The organism is Chromobacterium sp. Rain0013 (assembly GCF_015291765.1).
Taxonomy (GTDB): Bacteria; Pseudomonadota; Gammaproteobacteria; order Burkholderiales; family Chromobacteriaceae; genus Chromobacterium; species Chromobacterium haemolyticum.
Window position 1 is genome coordinate 3998142 of record NZ_CP031514.1, and the last position, 17049, is coordinate 4015190.

At 59.9% G+C, this 17049-nt stretch carries 2 protein-coding genes; both read right to left on the reverse strand.

All coding sequences use genetic code 11. The features are described 5' to 3' along the window. Positions 1-182 precede the first annotated feature (182 nt). Positions 183-614 (reverse strand): hypothetical protein, encoded by a 432-nt coding sequence (locus DXT74_RS18250; protein ID WP_194426693.1) that lies wholly within the window; start codon positions 612-614, stop codon positions 183-185. Continuing rightward, on the reverse strand, positions 611-17035 hold the full coding sequence (locus DXT74_RS18255; protein ID WP_194426694.1) for a hemagglutinin repeat-containing protein: 16425 nt from the start codon (positions 17033-17035) through the stop codon (positions 611-613). Before DXT74_RS18255 ends, DXT74_RS18250 begins: the two co-directional genes overlap by 4 nt. Positions 17036-17049: the final 14 nt, after the last annotated feature.

A 17049-nucleotide genomic window follows, 5' to 3' on the forward strand; every position in this document is an offset into this window, starting at 1 on the left:
GCCGCCATCAAGAACCAACCGAGCTATTCACTTCACTTTATTCAAATGCGCTTGATTAAAAGCCCAGTAAATATCACTTAAAAAATAACAAGCACCACCGAGCCCCCTCCTCTCACCCCTATTAATTCCCCACCCATCAATACATTGTACTTTTAAAACTCAAATTACATCGAAAAAGCCAATCAAAGCCACCAAAATCGCCTTGAAAACGAGTAACCCTCCGCCCCCACTTTAACCACCTTCCTTCTATTCAGCCTCCGCTCTACCACCCTGACATACCGAAAAAATTTACTTACCACACACAAAGCAGACAACACACAAATAGGATCACCATACATATGACGCCAAGCGGTTAACTCTGGCCTTACAAGAGGGGATTCCGAACAAAGAAACCACCCGGTAAATCCGCAAGCACTCTTGTGCCAATAATATCCATTATCAATATAAAAATATATAAAAATAGGCCACATTAAGCCGACCAGAACATCTCTTAACCGTTTAGGAAAACACAACTTCGCAACCGCCCAAAAAACAGGCTGCAACAAAGGCCACACGACAACAACATAGACCTTCTCAACAACAACCATCACCTGCCCTTTAATACCCACACTCATTTTTCTACTCCATCCTTTCCTTTACCTCGTCCTACTTGAGCTTCAGCCGACACTGAAGGCAATGGAATAAAAGATGGAACATTAGAAATCACATTCCCCAGACTATTTCCCGAAAAAGCAGATCCAGACCATATTGTCGCGGCATGCCCAATCGAAGTGCCCAACACCCCAAAAGCGCCCCCTAAGCCTGCTGCAAACCTTGCATCATCATTACTACCATTAAAGAAGTTATTAAATACTGTATTAGCATAAGCAACTCCTCCACCAACCACTCCTGATGCAACTGCCGTATTCACCGTCTTAGAAGAGTTAGTAACACGACTACCCCACTGCCCCAAAGCCCCAGGCAAAGGGGATGTCAACATAGCAGTGTTTGCTGCAAACAATGACTGCTCTGGAACGACACTATCAATATCGCAACGCCCTTTCCCACAACTCTGAGCATACTGTCCTGCAAAATCAAACCCACCAGCCACCGCTCCTGATATCAGCATGGCATCCCCCGCAGCCTTGCCAAGCCCAACGTAGCCAGTAACAGGAATAGTAATCGCGCCAGTCATTACTAGAAATCTTGCCTTATCTTGATCTTCGTAATGAGCATAATCTTTAATTGGAACATCCCGAACCGTCAAGATAGCACTTACTCCAGTATTCCACCCCGGGGCACGTCCACCTTTAAATTCACTAGCTCTGTTCACTGCTTGCAAATAGTCCAACCTCGCGGCATCCGCTTCGACCAGATATAGCTTGCTCCGGTCCATATCCTTACTATTGGCAAATGCATTTCCAACATCCCGGAACCAGTTCTGGTTTTCTTTCAGCTCTTTCGCCAGCATGGTACATTCAGCTTCGCTTTGACAATTCCTGGCTCGCTGCGACAATTCGTCAGACTCTTTTTTATGCTGAACCAATAGCTTGACTCGTTGCGCTTCGGATAAAGCATGGAAACGTTCCACCCAACCTGCCCCGGTTTGTTTTTGTAAAGAGTTGTTATCCATCTCCGTCTTCGCCGCGTTCACCGTGGTCGCGGCGGTGCTGCCACCACCAGTGGCGGTAGACAAACCAGCCAGCAGACCACTGACCAGGTTCTCGCGTTGCAGTTTCTCCGCTGCCGTCATTTTGCTGGCATCGGTTTTCTGCAGCTGATCCAAAGCACTGTTCAGCGCCACCGCAGCTGCGGCCCCAGCAGCACCCGCGCCGCAGCTCTGCCCGCTGGCGCTGGCTCCTCCGCAGGCCAGCGCGGCATGCAATACCGCGCGGACGGTTTCGCCTTCCGGCGTTTTGGCGCCGCCCTCCATCCCGTCAACCAGTGCTTTCACCTGCTGAGCGCCCAAGCCTTGCAGATAGGCGATGCCGGCGTTTTGCGCCATGCCGCCAAGACCGTTGGCCAGATTGCCGCCGATGCCGGCGGTGACCGCGGTCAGAATTTGGCCATAGGCGCCGCCTGGCGCCCATTTGTCGGCGTCGGCCTTGGTGTCCGCCGCGGCGCGCTCCAGCCGCTCTAGATCGCTGACCGAGGCGGCCGGATCTTTGCGCGCGGCGTCCAACGCGTCCTGAGTGGCCTTGGCCGCCTGCGCCTTGTTGGAGAGGAAGGTGCCCACTTGTTCGTGCAGCGCGGCGGCGGCATCGAACAGCGCTTGCACCTGCTCCTTGTCGAAGTTGTTGGCCAGCTTGCCGCTGCCATCGGTGGCGCTATCCACATTACGGTTGAGCTTGGCGACGGCATCCGCCGCGCTTTGACCGGTCAGCGCTTGTTGCAGCGCCGGGTTGCGGATCTCCAGCTTGCCGCCGCTGATGCCGCTGCGCGTGGTGCTGGCATCGTGATCCGATGCCGCCATCGCCATGCCGGTGACGCCGCCAGAACCTGCGGTGACGGTCACGCTGCTGGCGGTGAAGTCGGCATGATTGTCGATGTCCTTGGTGACCAGCGCGCCGGTGCTCAGGCTGTTCTTGCCTTGCTGGATGGATGCCGCGCTGCCGGCGATGACCGCGCCGGTGAGTTGGGTGCTGCCCTTGACGCTGATCTGGAAACCGCCATCGCCGGCCTTGATGCCGGACTGCTGCTGCACGCTGGCGTAATCCGCGTCCATTTTTTGCTGGCTGAGCGACACCGAACCTCCACTCATGCTGGCATTGCCACTCACGCTCTGGTTCAGGCTGTGATAGCTGCTGGTATCTTGCAGGCTCTCCAGCCTGAGATCGCCTGCGACCACGCCCACCACTTGCTGACCGCGGGCTTCGCCTTGCAGCGTGAAGTCGCCGCCGGACTGAATATCCAGCTTGCCGCCGGCATTCAGTTGACTGAGTTGGTTTTGGGTGCTGTTGCCATCCGTCTTGCCGCGGCTGGCGCTACCGTTGGCAGTAAAACCCACTGTCGCCTTATTGTCCTGCAGACCAATCGCCATCCCTACCCCGCCACTACTAGACGTGGAGGTGGTGTGTTCGCTGCTGCGGCTTTGCGCCGCCAGCAGGCTGATTGCGCCTTCGGCCTTGATCGTCAGGTCCTTGCCGGCCAGCAGCTGCGCGCCGTGACCGGTGATGGTGCTGTCCTGGCCCGCACCCGCCGCCTGGGTGAACAGATTGCCGCCGGCCTTGAGCAGGCTGCCGCTTTCGGTATGGCTGTCGCTGACGGTGGTGCTTTCGCTCTGGCTGCCGCCCACGCTGATGCTGAGCTTGACCCCATAGCCATTCTTGGACGGGTCCGCGCCAGCCATCGCTTGCTGGTAGGCGGTGTAGCTGTTGTAGCCGGCCAGGCCGGCGGTGGCGGCGGACAAGGCTTTCACCCTATCGTCCTTGCTGCTGAGAAGAGTGTCGGTTGCCGCGGCAGCGGCCTGCAGGCCGCTGAGCAGCGGGCTGGTGATCTGCACGGTGAGGCCGCTGGATTTGCTGGTGGTTTTCTGCACGCTGTGCCAGGTGTCCACCGCCGCGTCCAGTTGTTGTTTCTTGGCATCCACCAACAGGTTGCCGCCGGCGGTGACGTCACTGCCTTGCAAGGTGAGCACGCCGCCTGCTTTCAATTGCAGGTCGCCGTTGATGCTGCCCACCAGGCTGCGGTTCTGGCTCTGGGTACTGCCCGCGCCGTTCATTTCCTGGGTCAGCTCCTTGCTGCCCACCGTGAAGCCGATGCCGCCACCGGAGAAGAAGCCGGAGGTTTTTTCCTGGTGGAACTGGAACACGCGCTGGGTATCAGTGCCGGAACGGATGCTAAGGTCGCGACCCGCCATCAGGCTAACCGTGCCGCTGCCGGCCACCTGGCTAGCCTGGATATTGAGGTCCTGTCCGCTTTGCATTGCAATCTTGTCGGCGGAGACGGTGGAGCCGATTTGGGTGGTATTGTCATGCGCGCTGATATCCACCGTGGTTTTACGGCTGAACGCGCCACCGGAGCTGCGCACGGTTTTGTGGTAATCGCTGTGACGGTTTTCCGCGCTGCCCAGCGTGATGTCGCGGCCGGCCAGCAACGTGGCCTGACCATCACTGCCAAGGCTGGCGGCCTGGGTCGTGATGTCACGGCCGGCATTAAGGGTCAGCCCGCTGGCGCCGGACAGCGCGCTGCCGTGCTGGCTAAGGTCGTAGTTGTTGTGGATATCGCCATTGGTGTAGTAGTTGTCACTACGGCTTTGAGTGGCCACCGCGCCCAAGCGGATATCCTGGCCGGCGCTGAGCGTCAAAGTGCTGTGACTGCCCAGGCTGGCGCCGTTCAACACCGCGTCGCCACCGGCTTGCAGTTGCAGATTGCCCTGACTGGCCAGGCCCGCCACGGTGAGGCCGTCCGTTTGCCAGCTGTGACCATAGCCCTTGGAACCCATCTGCACATTAAGACGATCTTGCCGGCTATTGACTTCGCTTTGCACGGTCAACTGCTTGCCGGCCAGTGCCAGTAGGTTGCCTCCTGCCTGGGCTTGGGAGCCGTTGAGAGCTAGATTGCCGCCGGCTTGCAACAGCATGTCGCCACCGGCCTGCAACTGGGTGGCATGGCGGGTCTGATCCAATGTCGAGTACGCGCCCCAACCCCAACCATTCCAGCTACCCTGACCTTGCTTGCTATCCAATGTGGATTGCAGGGTCAGTTCATTGCCGGCCACGGCCAGCAGCTTGCCGCCGGCCTTGACCTCCGCGCCACTAAACGTGAGGTCGTGACCGGCGTTGAAGCCGAGGCTGCCGCCCACTTGCAGCGTGCTGCCGACATGGTCGACCTGCTGGTAACTGTACTGGCTGCGGCCGGTGTTGGCCGCATGGCTGTAACGGTTTTCGCGGCTGGCGATGTCCAGATCGCGGCCGGCCTGCAATTGCGCGTCGCCGCTGACCTGCAACTGCACTGCTTGCAGCTTCAGATCATTGCCGGCCTGCAGTTGCAGGTTACCCGCCTGGATCAAGCTGCCGGCCTGGCTGTGTTGCTTGTCGTCGCTAATAAGCAGATCGTGGCGAGCGCCAAGACCCAGATCTCCGCCGGCCAGTACTTTGCCGCCTTCGATGCGGATATCCCCCGCCTGCGCCAACAGGCTGTTGTCTGCTTTCAATGTGCCGCTGTTGATCAGCGAGCCATCGGCCAGCAGCTCCATATGGCTGCCGGCCAGCACCGCGCCCTGGCCGCGCAGCGATTGTTCCTGCGCCTTGGCCAGGTACACCACCGGCACCAATACGTCGTGGCCGTCGACATTCTGCTTGACCAGCCACACCATATCCGCGGTAAGGCGAGACATCTGCTCCGCGGACAGCGCCACGCCCGGCGTCAATTGGAACTGCTTGGCGTATTCCGCGCCCTGGCTCATCAATTGTTGGTACTGCTGCGTGGCGTTGGCGTTGCCGCCGATGAAGCGCTTGCCGGTCAGCTCGGTCACCGCGCGGCTGACCAGTTGCTGCTCGTAGAAACCGTCGCCCAGCCGTTTTTCCACGCGGCTGGGGTCGTAGCCCAATTGTTTGAGCAGGTAATCCGAGGAAATGAAATTGCCGTATTGAGTAAAGCGCGGATCGGTTTCCACCAAATAAGGCTGTTGCGGCGCCGGGCGCGTCTGGAACAGGCCGTTATTGGGCAAGCTGTAGCCGTCGGCCACCGGGTTGGCCGCCTTGGTTCCGGCGGATTCCAGCAACACCTGCTGCGGCAGCACCGCGGCTTTGGTTCCACTCCAAGCCGTGGCAGTAATATGCGAAATATCGCCAGTGGATAATGTCCGCCCCGATGCGACATCCCCATGCGCGTTGCCACTGAGAACCTGGCCATGGGCGGTATCTAGCCCCCCGCTCAACCCCGCACCACTAGCCGTGGTGACTTCGCCTTGCAGGGTTTTGCCTTGGGCCGGTGCAGGAGCGCTCTTGCTCAGCCCATCTCCCGCTACCGCTTGCACTTCTCCACGCAAGACCTCACCCGAAGCGACGGTTGCAGCAGCCTCCGAGGGTAGTGCCTGACCGGAAACGCCATCCGCGTGGGTGCCGACAAGTTGGCGGGCGCCTGAAACCGGCTTCAATGCTTGGCCGCCCACCCCGCTTGCGGCAAGCTCCACTGCAGGAGCGGCCTTGCTCAGCCCATCTCCCGCTACCGCTTGCGCTTCTCCACGCAAGACTCCGCCCGAAGCGACGGTTGCTGCGGCCTCCGAGGGTAGCACCTGGCCGGAAGCACTATCCGCATGGGTGCCGGCAAGCTGGCGGGCGCCTGAAACCGGCTTCAGCGCTTGGCTGCCCACCCCACTTGCAGCAAGCTCTACCGCTTTGGCGGCATCAGGATCCACCACTAACGTTTGGCCTGAAACACGGCTTGTCGCTGCAACAGTTGAATGACTAGAACCAGAGGCAGTGGCAATATCCAACTGTCCGACCTTGCCATTGGAAATAGTGGGAGCTTGTAGCGTGAGTTTTTGGCCGGAACTTACTGTAGCATCAATGGATCCCAATTCCTCTATAATTGTCTTGGATGGCAGCGGCTTAGATTGACAAGTCTCCCGCCCCCAAACTACCGCACATCCAGGAGTAGATTCTCTTGAAACAATATTAGAAAATTTTCCAACCGAGTCCACCTTTGTCGTTCTTTCTAATTTCTGTCCAACATTCTGCACCCCCCCTCCCTTCACCTCAACACTTCCACCAACTGCTATTTCACCGTACTTATTCAGCACCTCCATTGACTTCACAAAAAAATCTTTGCCAACCAGAACTCGACCTTGCGCCCCCACACCTTCAACATGGTCCGTTACTACTGAAACCGTAGAGACCCTTTGAACCTCACCACTTTCAGCAATAAAATCCCGACCAGAGACGGCCTTCTCAGCAATACCTTTAATATCATTAGGAAGCAAATTCAGCTTGGGGTCAAATCCAATAATTGCACTATAAACACCATCTCTCTTATCAAAATAGTATATTTTTTCCTCTTTCAGAGTAGATGCACCGAATAACCCACCCCAACGAGGATTTGCAGTTGGCTCTCTACGGCTACTTGCCCCAATAGTTTTTACCGTCAATACCTTATTAACAGGATCATCAGAAACAACCTCTCGCTTAAGATAATTGTAAACCGCAACATCATGGCAACTAGTCCCTCTTGTAATGCAACTATTCGACTCAAGTTCTGTTGTCATCCACTCAACAACATTCACCCCAGACGAAAAATTAAAATACTCAATCCCCCTATAACCTGGAAGTAGCTTACGACTCTCGACGTACTGCTCCGACTTCTGAGTCACTGTCAACAAACTGGACTCATTACTAACCTTCCCTGCATCAATAAACATATTGCCATCGGACTGCAATGTCGCCACATGGTTAATCACCTGCCCTGTAGCCGCCCCCGCCTTGCCAATGCGCATATCCCCCTGGCTATACAACCAGCTGCCGCCGTGATTATTCAGCGTCTGGCTAATATCCAGCGCCATATTGCCGGCAGAGGCGATCAGGCCCTGGCTGCCGCCGTTGTCCAGGCTAGCAGCCTGGATGGAGATATCGCCGCCAGTAATGGAGTGAGTGTTCAACACGCTGGCTGCATTCAGTTGCAATGTGCCGGCGCTGAGCTTGCCGCTATTGCTAAGTGCCTGGCTCAATTCAGTGCTGAGTTTGCCGCCAGCGTTGACCTCGCCGCTATTGGTCCAGCTAACGCCATTCAAAGCCAAGTCGCCACCGGCCTGAAGCTGGCCACTGTTGATCAAATTGCCGCTGCTGCTGATGCTGAGCTTGCCATTGGCCTGCAGCTTGCTACCCGCCGTGTGGATGAAGTCGCTGACGAGGGTCAGGTTCAAGTCCTTGCCAGCCAGGAAAGAGCCGGAATTGCCCAGCGTCACGGCGTCTATGCCCAGGTTGCCAACGCTCAGCAGGCTGCCGCCGGCATTGTCCAACCCTTGCGCCTTGATCCTCCAATCGCCGTTACCTGCGATCTGACCGCCGTTGTTCAATTGCCCGCCGAGGGTCACGCGGCTGTCGCCGCTGCCCAAGGCCAACAGCTTGCCGCCCTGGTTAAGCAGGCTGCCGCTGTCCAGCGACAGCAAACTGCCCGCCTGGATCAGGCCGCCGGCATTGTCCACGCTGGCGCTATCCAACTTCAACACGCCGTTGCTGCCCAAAGCGCCCTGGCGGTTGTCCAGAGCCCCGCTCGCGCTGAACTGCAAATCGCCCTGACTGCTGAACGTGCCGCCGGCATTCAGCAAGCCCGCCGCCGTCACCTGCAGTTGGCCGTTGGATAGCACCTTGCCCTGCTGGCTGTTGTCTAGCTGGCCACTTAACTCCAGCTTGGCCACACCATCCCCAGCCTGACTGAGCAGACCTTGCTGATTGTTCAACTCGGCAGCTTTCAGCTGCAGCTGCCCGGCCTGAATCTTGCCGCCCTGGTTCTGCGCCAGTTGGACCACTTGCACGTCCAGCTTAGCCGCGCTTTGCAAAGTACCCTGGCGGTTGTCCAAGGCCGCTGCGCTCACCTCCAACTGTCCATTGCCGGCCAGCACGCCCTGCGCGGAGTTGTCCAGCGCCCCACCGATGTTGACGCTACTCCCACCGCTCCCCAGCGCCTTGATGCTACCGCCCTGGTTCCCCAGACTGGCCGCGTGCAACTGTAAGGACTCGGCTTGCACCGTGCCGCCTTGGTTATTCAATGCCGCACCCAACTGCAGTTGCAGCCCCTGTCCGCTGACCAAGGCGCCTCCCTGGTTGTCCAAACCTTGGGCCAATTGCAATGATTGCGTGCCCAGGCTACTCAGTGAGCCCTGCTGGTTGTTCAGCGATTGAGCCGCAAGCGTCAGGCCGCCGTTGCTGAACAAGGTACCTTGCTGGTTGTCGAGCCGCTGGCGCACCTGCCATTGCGCCATGGTCTGCCCCAGGTGGCGGATTTCGCCGCCCTTATTGCTAAGCGTTTCCGCTTTCAGGTTCAGATCCTTGGCGACGATATGGCCGCCGTCGTTGTTCAGGCTGGTTTGTTTGTTCAGGTTCAGTTGCGCTGCCGACTGCAAGCTGCCGCCATGGTTGTCGATGTCGGCGGCGTTGACGTCCAACCTGGCATTGCCGGCAATCTTGCCCTGGTTGTTCAGTTGGCCGCTGATCTCCAGGCTGCTGGCGGCGTCCTTGCCCAGCGCCAAGATTTGCCCTTTGTCGGCGTTGCTGACGCTGGCGGCCGTCAGTTGCAAATCCTTGCCGGCCTGGATCAGACCCGCACCATTCTCCAGTTGCCCGGCCGTCAGCTTGAACTGGCCATCGCTACCCAGCAGGCCGTCGTTGTGCAGCGAGGCACTCGCAGTAAGGTTCAGCTTCTGCGAACCGATCAGGCTGCCCTTGGCGTTGTTCAGCTGCTGTAGCTCGGCGTCCAACGCTTGCTGGGCGAACACTTCGCCACCCAGGTTGCTGAGCGTGTCCGCTTTCAGGTTCAGGTCCTTGGCGACGATGTGGCCGCCGTCGTTGTTCAAGCTGGCTTGTTTGTTCAGGTTCAGTTGCCCAGCCGACTGCAAGCTGCCGCCGTGGTTGTCGATGTCGGCGGCGTTGACGTCCAACCCGGCATTGCCGGCAATCTTGCCCTGGTTGTTCAGCTGGCCGCTGATTTCCAGGCTGCTGGCGGCATCCTTGCCCAGCGCCAAGATTTGCCCTTTGTCGGCGTTGCTGACGCTGGCGGCCGTCAGTTGCAAATCCTTGCCGGCCTGGATCAGACCCGCACCATTCTCCAGTTGCCCGGCCGTCAGCTTGAACTGGCCGTCACTACCGAGCAGGCCATCATTACGTAAGATATTGCTGGCACTGAGCGTCAGTCCTTGCGAACCGATCAAGCTACCCTTGGCGTTGTTCAGCTGCTGTAGCTCGGCGTCCAACGCTTGCTGGGCGAACACTTCGCCACCCAGGTTGCTGAGCGTGTCCGCTTTCAGGTTCAGGTCCTTGGCGACGATGTGGCCACCGTCGTTGTTCAAGCTGGCTTGTTTGTTCAGGTTCAGTTGCCCAGCCGACTGCAAGCTGCCGCCATGGTTGTCGATGTCGGCGGCGTTGACGTCCAACCTGGCATTGCCGGCAATCTTGCCCTGGTTGTTCAGCTGGCCGCTGATCTCCAGGCTGCTGGCCGTATCCTTGCCCAGCGCCAAGATTTGCCCTTTGTCGGCGTTGCTGACGCTGGCGGCCGTCAGTTGCAAATCCTTGCCGGCCTGGATCAGACCCGCACCATTCTCCAGTTGCCCGGCCGTCAGCTTGAACTGGCCATCGCTACCCAGCAGGCCGTCGTTGTGCAGCGAGGCACTCGCAGTAAGGTTCAGCTTCTGCGAACCGATCAGGCTGCCCTTGGCGTTGTTCAGCTGCTGTAGCTCGGCGTCCAACGCTTGCTGGGCGAACACTTCGCCACCCAGGTTGCTGAGCGTGTCCGCTTTCAGGTTCAGGTCCTTGGCGACGATGTGGCCGCCGTCGTTGTTCAAGCTGGCTTGTTTGTTCAGGTTCAGTTGCCCAGCCGACTGCAAGCTGCCGCCGTGGTTGTCGATGTCGGCGGCGTTGACGTCCAACCCGGCATTGCCGGCAATCTTGCCCTGGTTGTTCAGCTGGCCGCTGATTTCCAGGCTGCTGGCGGCATCCTTGCCCAGCGCCAAGATTTGCCCTTTGTCGGCGTTGCTGACGCTGGCGGCCGTCAGTTGCAAATCCTTGCCGGCCTGGATCAGACCCGCACCATTCTCCAGTTGCCCGGCCGTCAGCTTGAACTGGCCGTCACTACCGAGCAGGCCATCATTACGTAAGATATTGCTGGCACTGAGCGTCAGTCCTTGCGAACCGATCAAGCTACCCTTGGCGTTGTTCAGCTGCTGTAGCTCGGCGTCCAACGCTTGCTGGGCGAACACTTCGCCACCCAGGTTGCTGAGCGTGTCCGCTTTCAGGTTCAGGTCCTTGGCGACGATGTGGCCACCGTCGTTGTTCAAGCTGGCTTGTTTGTTCAGGTTCAGTTGCCCAGCCGACTGCAAGCTGCCGCCATGGTTGTCGATGTCGGCGGCGTTGACGTCCAACCTGGCATTGCCGGCAATCTTGCCCTGGTTGTTCAGCTGGCCGCTGATTTCCAGGCTGCTGGCGGCATCCTTGCCCAGCGCCAAGATTTGCCCTTTGTCGGCGTTGCTGACGCTGGCGGCCGTCAGTTGCAAATCCTTGCCGGCCTGGATCAGACCCGCACCATTCTCCAGTTGCCCGGCCGTCAGCTTGAACTGGCCATCGCTACCCAGCAGGCCGTCGTTGTGCAGCGAGGCACTCGCAGTAAGGTTCAGCTTCTGCGAACCGATCAGGCTGCCCTTGGCGTTGTTCAGCTGCTGTAGCTCGGCGTCCAACGCTTGCTGGGCGAACACTTCGCCACCCAGGTTGCTGAGCGTGTCCGCTTTCAGGTTCAGGTCCTTGGCGACGATGTGGCCACCGTCGTTGTTCAAGCTGGCTTGTTTGTTCAGGTTCAGTTGCCCAGCCGACTGCAAGCTGCCGCCATGGTTGTCGATGTCGGCGGCGTTGACGTCCAACCTGGCATTGCCGGCAATCTTGCCCTGGTTGTTCAGCTGGCCGCTGATTTCCAGGCTGCTGGCGGCATCCTTGCCCAGCGCCAAGATTTGCCCTTTGTCGGCGTTGCTGACGCTGGCGGCCGTCAGTTGCAAATCCTTGCCGGCCTGGATCAGACCCGCACCATTCTCCAGTTGCCCGGCCGTCAGCTTGAACTGGCCATCGCTACCCAGCAGGCCGTCGTTGTGCAGCGAGGCACTCGCAGTAAGGTTCAGCTTCTGCGAACCGATCAGGCTGCCCTTGGCGTTGTTCAGCTGCTGTAGCTCGGCGTCCAACGCTTGCTGGGCGAACACTTCGCCACCCAGGTTGCTGAGCGTGTCCGCTTTCAGGTTCAGGTCCTTGGCGACGATGTGGCCACCGTCGTTGTTCAAGCTGGCTTGTTTGTTCAGGTTCAGTTGCCCAGCCGACTGCAAGCTGCCGCCATGGTTGTCGATGTCGGCGGCGTTGACGTCCAACCTGGCATTGCCGGCAATCTTGCCCTGGTTGTTCAGCTGGCCGCTGATTTCCAGGCTGCTGGCGGCATCCTTGCCCAGCGCCAAGATTTGCCCTTTGTCGGCGTTGCTGACGCTGGCGGCCGTCAGTTGCAAATCCTTGCCGGCCTGGATCAGACCCGCACCATTCTCCAGTTGCCCGGCCGTCAGCTTGAACTGGCCATCGCTACCCAGCAGGCCGTCGTTGTGCAGCGAGGCACTCGCAGTAAGGTTCAGCTTCTGCGAACCGATCAGGCTGCCCTTGGCGTTGTTCAGCTGCTGTAGCTCGGCGTCCAACGCTTGCTGGGCGAACACTTCGCCACCCAGGTTGCTGAGCGTGTCCGCTTTCAGGTTCAGGTCCTTGGCGACGATGTGGCCGCCGTCGTTGTTCAAGCTGGCTTGTTTGTTCAGGTTCAGTTGCCCAGCCGACTGCAAGCTGCCGCCGTGGTTGTCGATGTCGGCGGCGTTGACGTCCAACCCGGCATTGCCGGCAATCTTGCCCTGGTTGTTCAGCTGGCCGCTGATTTCCAGGCTGCTGGCGGCATCCTTGCCCAGCGCCAAGATTTGCCCTTTGTCGGCGTTGCTGACGCTGGCGGCCGTCAGTTGCAAATCCTTGCCGGCCTGGATTAGGCCCGCGCCGTTCTCCAGTTGCCCGGCCGTCAGCTTGAGCTGACCGTCGCTACCGAGCAGGCCATCATTACGTAAGATATTGCTGGCACTGAGCGTCAGTCCTTGCGAACCGATCAAGCTACCCTTGGCGTTGTTCAGCTGCTGTAGCTCGGCGTCCAACGCTTGCTGGGCGAACACTTCGCCACCCAGGTTGCTGAGCGTGTCCGCTTTCAGGTTCAGGTCCTTGGCGACGATGTGGCCGCCGTCGTTGTTCAAGCTGGCTTGTTTGTTCAGGTTCAGTTGCCCAGCCGACTGCAAGCTGCCGCCGTGGTTGTCGATGTCGGCGGCGTTGACGTCCAACCCGGCATTGCCGGCAATCTTGCCCTGGTTGTTCAGCTGGCCGCTGATTTCCAGGCTGCTGGCGGCATCCTTGCCCAGCGCCAAGATTTGCCCTTTGTCGGCGTTGCTGACGCTGGCGGCCGTCAGTTGCAAATCCTTGCCGGCCTGGATTAGGCCCGCGCCGTTCTCCAGTTGCCCGGCCGTCAGCTTGAGCTGACCGTCGCTACCGAGCAGGCCATCATTACGTAAGATATTGCTGGCACTGAGCGTCAGTCCTTGCGAACCGATCAAGCTACCCTTGGCGTTGTTCAGCTGCTGTAGCTCGGCGTCCAACGCTTGCTGGGCGAACACTTCGCCACCCAGGTTGCTGAGCGTGTCCGCTTTCAGGTTCAGGTCCTTGGCGACGATGTGGCCACCGTCGTTGTTCAAGCTGGCTTGTTTGTTCAGGTTCAGTTGCCCAGCCGACTGCAAGCTGCCGCCGTGGTTGTCGATGTCGGCGGCGTTGACGTCCAACCCGGCATTGCCGGCAATCTTGCCCTGGTTGTTCAGCTGGCCGCTGATTTCCAGGCTGCTGGCGGCATCCTTGCCCAGCGCCAAGATTTGCCCTTTGTCGGCGTTGCTGACGCTGGCGGCCGTCAGTTGCAAATCCTTGCCGGCCTGGATCAGACCCGCACCATTCTCCAGTTGCCCGGCCGTCAGCTTGAACTGGCCGTCACTACCGAGCAGGCCATCATTACGTAAGATATTGCTGGCACTGAGCGTCAGTCCTTGCGAACCGATCAAGCTACCCTTGGCGTTGTTCAGCTGCTGTAGCTCGGCGTCCAACGCTTGCTGGGCGAACACTTCGCCACCCAGGTTGCTGAGCGTGTCCGCTTTCAGGTTCAGGTCCTTGGCGACGATGTGGCCGCCGTCGTTGTTCAAGCTGGCTTGTTTGTTCAGGTTCAGTTGCCCAGCCGACTGCAAGCTGCCGCCGTGGTTGTCGATGTCGGCGGCGTTGACGTCCAACCCGGCATTGCCGGCAATCTTGCCCTGGTTGTTCAGCTGGCCGCTGATTTCCAGGCTGCTGGCGGCATCCTTGCCCAGCGCCAAGATTTGCCCTTTGTCGGCGTTGCTGACGCTGGCGGCCGTCAGTTGCAAATCCTTGCCGGCCTGGATTAGGCCCGCGCCGTTCTCCAGTTGCCCGGCCGTCAGCTTGAGCTGACCGTCGCTACCGAGCAGGCCATCATTACGTAAGATATTGCTGGCACTGAGCGTCAGTCCTTGCGAACCGATCAAGCTACCCTTGGCGTTGTTCAGCTGCTGTAGCTCGGCGTCCAACGCTTGCTGGGCGAACACTTCGCCACCCAGGTTGCTGAGCGTGTCCGCTTTCAGGTTCAGGTCCTTGGCGACGATGTGGCCACCGTCGTTGTTCAAGCTGGCTTGTTTGTTCAGGTTCAGTTGCCCAGCCGACTGCAAGCTGCCGCCGTGGTTGTCGATGTCGGCGGCGTTGACGTCCAACCCGGCATTGCCGGCAATCTTGCCCTGGTTGTTCAGCTGGCCGCTGATTTCCAGGCTGCTGGCGGCATCCTTGCCCAGCGCCAAGATTTGCCCTTTGTCGGCGTTGCTGACGCTGGCGGCCGTCAGTTGCAAATCCTTGCCGGCCTGGATCAGACCCGCACCATTCTCCAGTTGCCCGGCCGTCAGCTTGAACTGGCCGTCACTACCGAGCAGGCCATCATTACGTAAGATATTGCTGGCACTGAGCGTCAGTCCTTGCGAACCGATCAAGCTACCCTTGGCGTTGTTCAGCTGCTGTAGCTCGGCGTCCAACGCTTGCTGGGCGAACACTTCGCCACCCAGGTTGCTGAGCGTGTCCGCTTTCAGGTTCAGGTCCTTGGCGACGATGTGGCCACCGTCGTTGTTCAAGCTGGCTTGTTTGTTCAGGTTCAGTTGCCCAGCCGACTGCAAGCTGCCGCCATGGTTGTCGATGTCGGCGGCGTTGACGTCCAACCCGGCATTGCCGGCAATCTTGCCCTGGTTGTTCAGCTGGCCGCTGATTTCCAGGCTGCTGGCGGCATCCTTGCCCAGCGCCAAGATTTGCCCTTTGTCGGCGTTGCTGACGCTGGCGGCCGTCAGTTGCAAATCCTTGCCGGCCTGGATTAGGCCCGCGCCGTTCTCCAGTTGCCCGGCCGTCAGCTTGAGCTGACCGTCGCTGCCCAGCAGGCCGTCGTTGCGCAGCGCGCCGCTGGCTTTCAATTCCAGGCCCTGTAAGGCGGTCAACCGCCCTTGCGCGTTGTCGACCTCGGCCGCCTTGATCTCGGCTTTGGCGTCGCTGTGCAGCTTGCCTTGCTCGCGGTTGTCGATTTTGTCCGCGGTGACTCGCAGGGTTTCCTCGCCGGCGTGGCTGATCTCGCCATGTCGGTTGTCGATGGCCGCCGCGTCCACCGTCAGCGTTTTGCCCAGGCTGGCGATCACACCGTCGCGGTTGTCCAACACGCCTTGCAAACGTACGGCGCCGGTGGCCGCGCCGCTTTGCGCGATCAGGCCGCCTCGGTTGTCCAGCGCCTTCGCCTGCAGTTCTAACTGTCCCGCGCTCAACGCGCCTTGTTGCAGCTTGATGTCCCCGCCGGCTTGCAAGCGAGCCAGGCCCTTAGCGCACAGCTTTGCTTGAGAAGCGTTCAACTCACCGTCCGCCGTCACTCGCAAATCGCCGTGACTGGCACCTATCACCGCGCCCTGCAACTGGGCGTTGTCCGCTTGAATGCCCACATCTGCGCCGGCCAGCAATTCGCCATGGAAATTCAGGCCCGCGCGGCTGCGCAGCGTCAACGCTCCGGCCTCGCCCAATTTGCCGTCGGCTTGCGCGCCAGCGACCACGCTGCCCTTACCCGCCACCGCAGCCGCTTCAACGCCGAGCGCGCCGCCCGCCGTCAGACTGCCGTCCAGTTGGGCCGCGTCGGCGGCGGCCACTTGCAGCGTACCCTGGCTGCGGGTCTGGCCGCTGTGTTCCAATTTGCCGCCGCTGTTGAGCGTCATGTCCTGCTGGCTGAAGGTCTTGCCCTTCAGCAACAGGTCGCCGGCGCTGGTCAACTGCAGATCGCCGGCGCGCGCCGCCATCTCGCCTTGCTGGTTGACCCCCACCCCGGCCTCGGTTCCCACCAGGCGGATGGCGTTGGCGTACATGCCGCCCAGTTGCGACACGTCCAGCGCAAAGGCCGGCGCGGCTGAACCGTCGGCCGCCAGCGGCCTCGCCTGCAAGGTGTCGGCGTCCACCTGGTTGCGGCCCAGCACCAAATCCAGTTGCTTGGCGTGCAGCTCGGCGTTGAGCTGCAACGCGCGGCTGATGATGGCGAATTTATCGACATTGCCGGCGTTCAGGCCGGCACCGCTGATGTTGACGGCGCCGCCGTTGACCTGGAAACCGGTCAGCGCGCCCTGAGCGTTGAGCTGCGGCGTGCCAGTAGTCAGCATCGCTTGCTGAGTGTTGATGAAGCCGCAGCCGCTGCAACTGATGCCCCATGGATTGGCCACCACCACTTGCGCGCGCTGGCCGGCTACTTCCAGATAGCCGTTCAGCTGCGAGGGGTTGGCGTGGGTGACTTCGTTGAGGATGATGCGGGCGCTGCCGCCGGCTAGATTGGGATTGCCGCCGACATAGCCGGCCAGCTGGGTATTGACGACTTGCGCGCTGTTGTTGAGCACCGCCCCTTTGGAGCCGACGTTGAACTGCTGGTACTGGTTGTGGGACACGCCGGCGGCGGTGGGGGCGGCGATCTGCACCACCGGCAGCCCGTTGTTGGCCTGAATCACCGTCGGCCGTTTGCCGGCCGCCGCGCCGGGGTCTGCCGCGATGTCCGCCGCCAGCGCTACGCTGCCCAGGCTGACGCCCACCCACAACGCGCATAGTTTGAAGCCGAAGCCGCGCGCGGCGGCGAACCTCGCCGCCGCCGCATTCTGGCCGCGGCCACTGCTCTTGCCCTGTCCGGTTGCGGTTTCCTGCACCGCCATCAGTTGGCCGCGCGCTTGGTTGAAAATGATGCGATAGAGTGTTTTGTTCATGATGGCGTCGTCGA

Excerpts from the sequence above, each read along its gene's own strand:
- DXT74_RS18250 (WP_194426693.1), bottom strand. The coding sequence starts at position 614 with ATGAGTGTGGGTATTAAAGGGCAGGTGATGGTTGTTGTTGAGAAGGTC.
- DXT74_RS18255 (WP_194426694.1), bottom strand. The coding sequence starts at position 17,035 with ATGAACAAAACACTCTATCGCATCATTTTCAACCAAGCGCGCGGCCAA.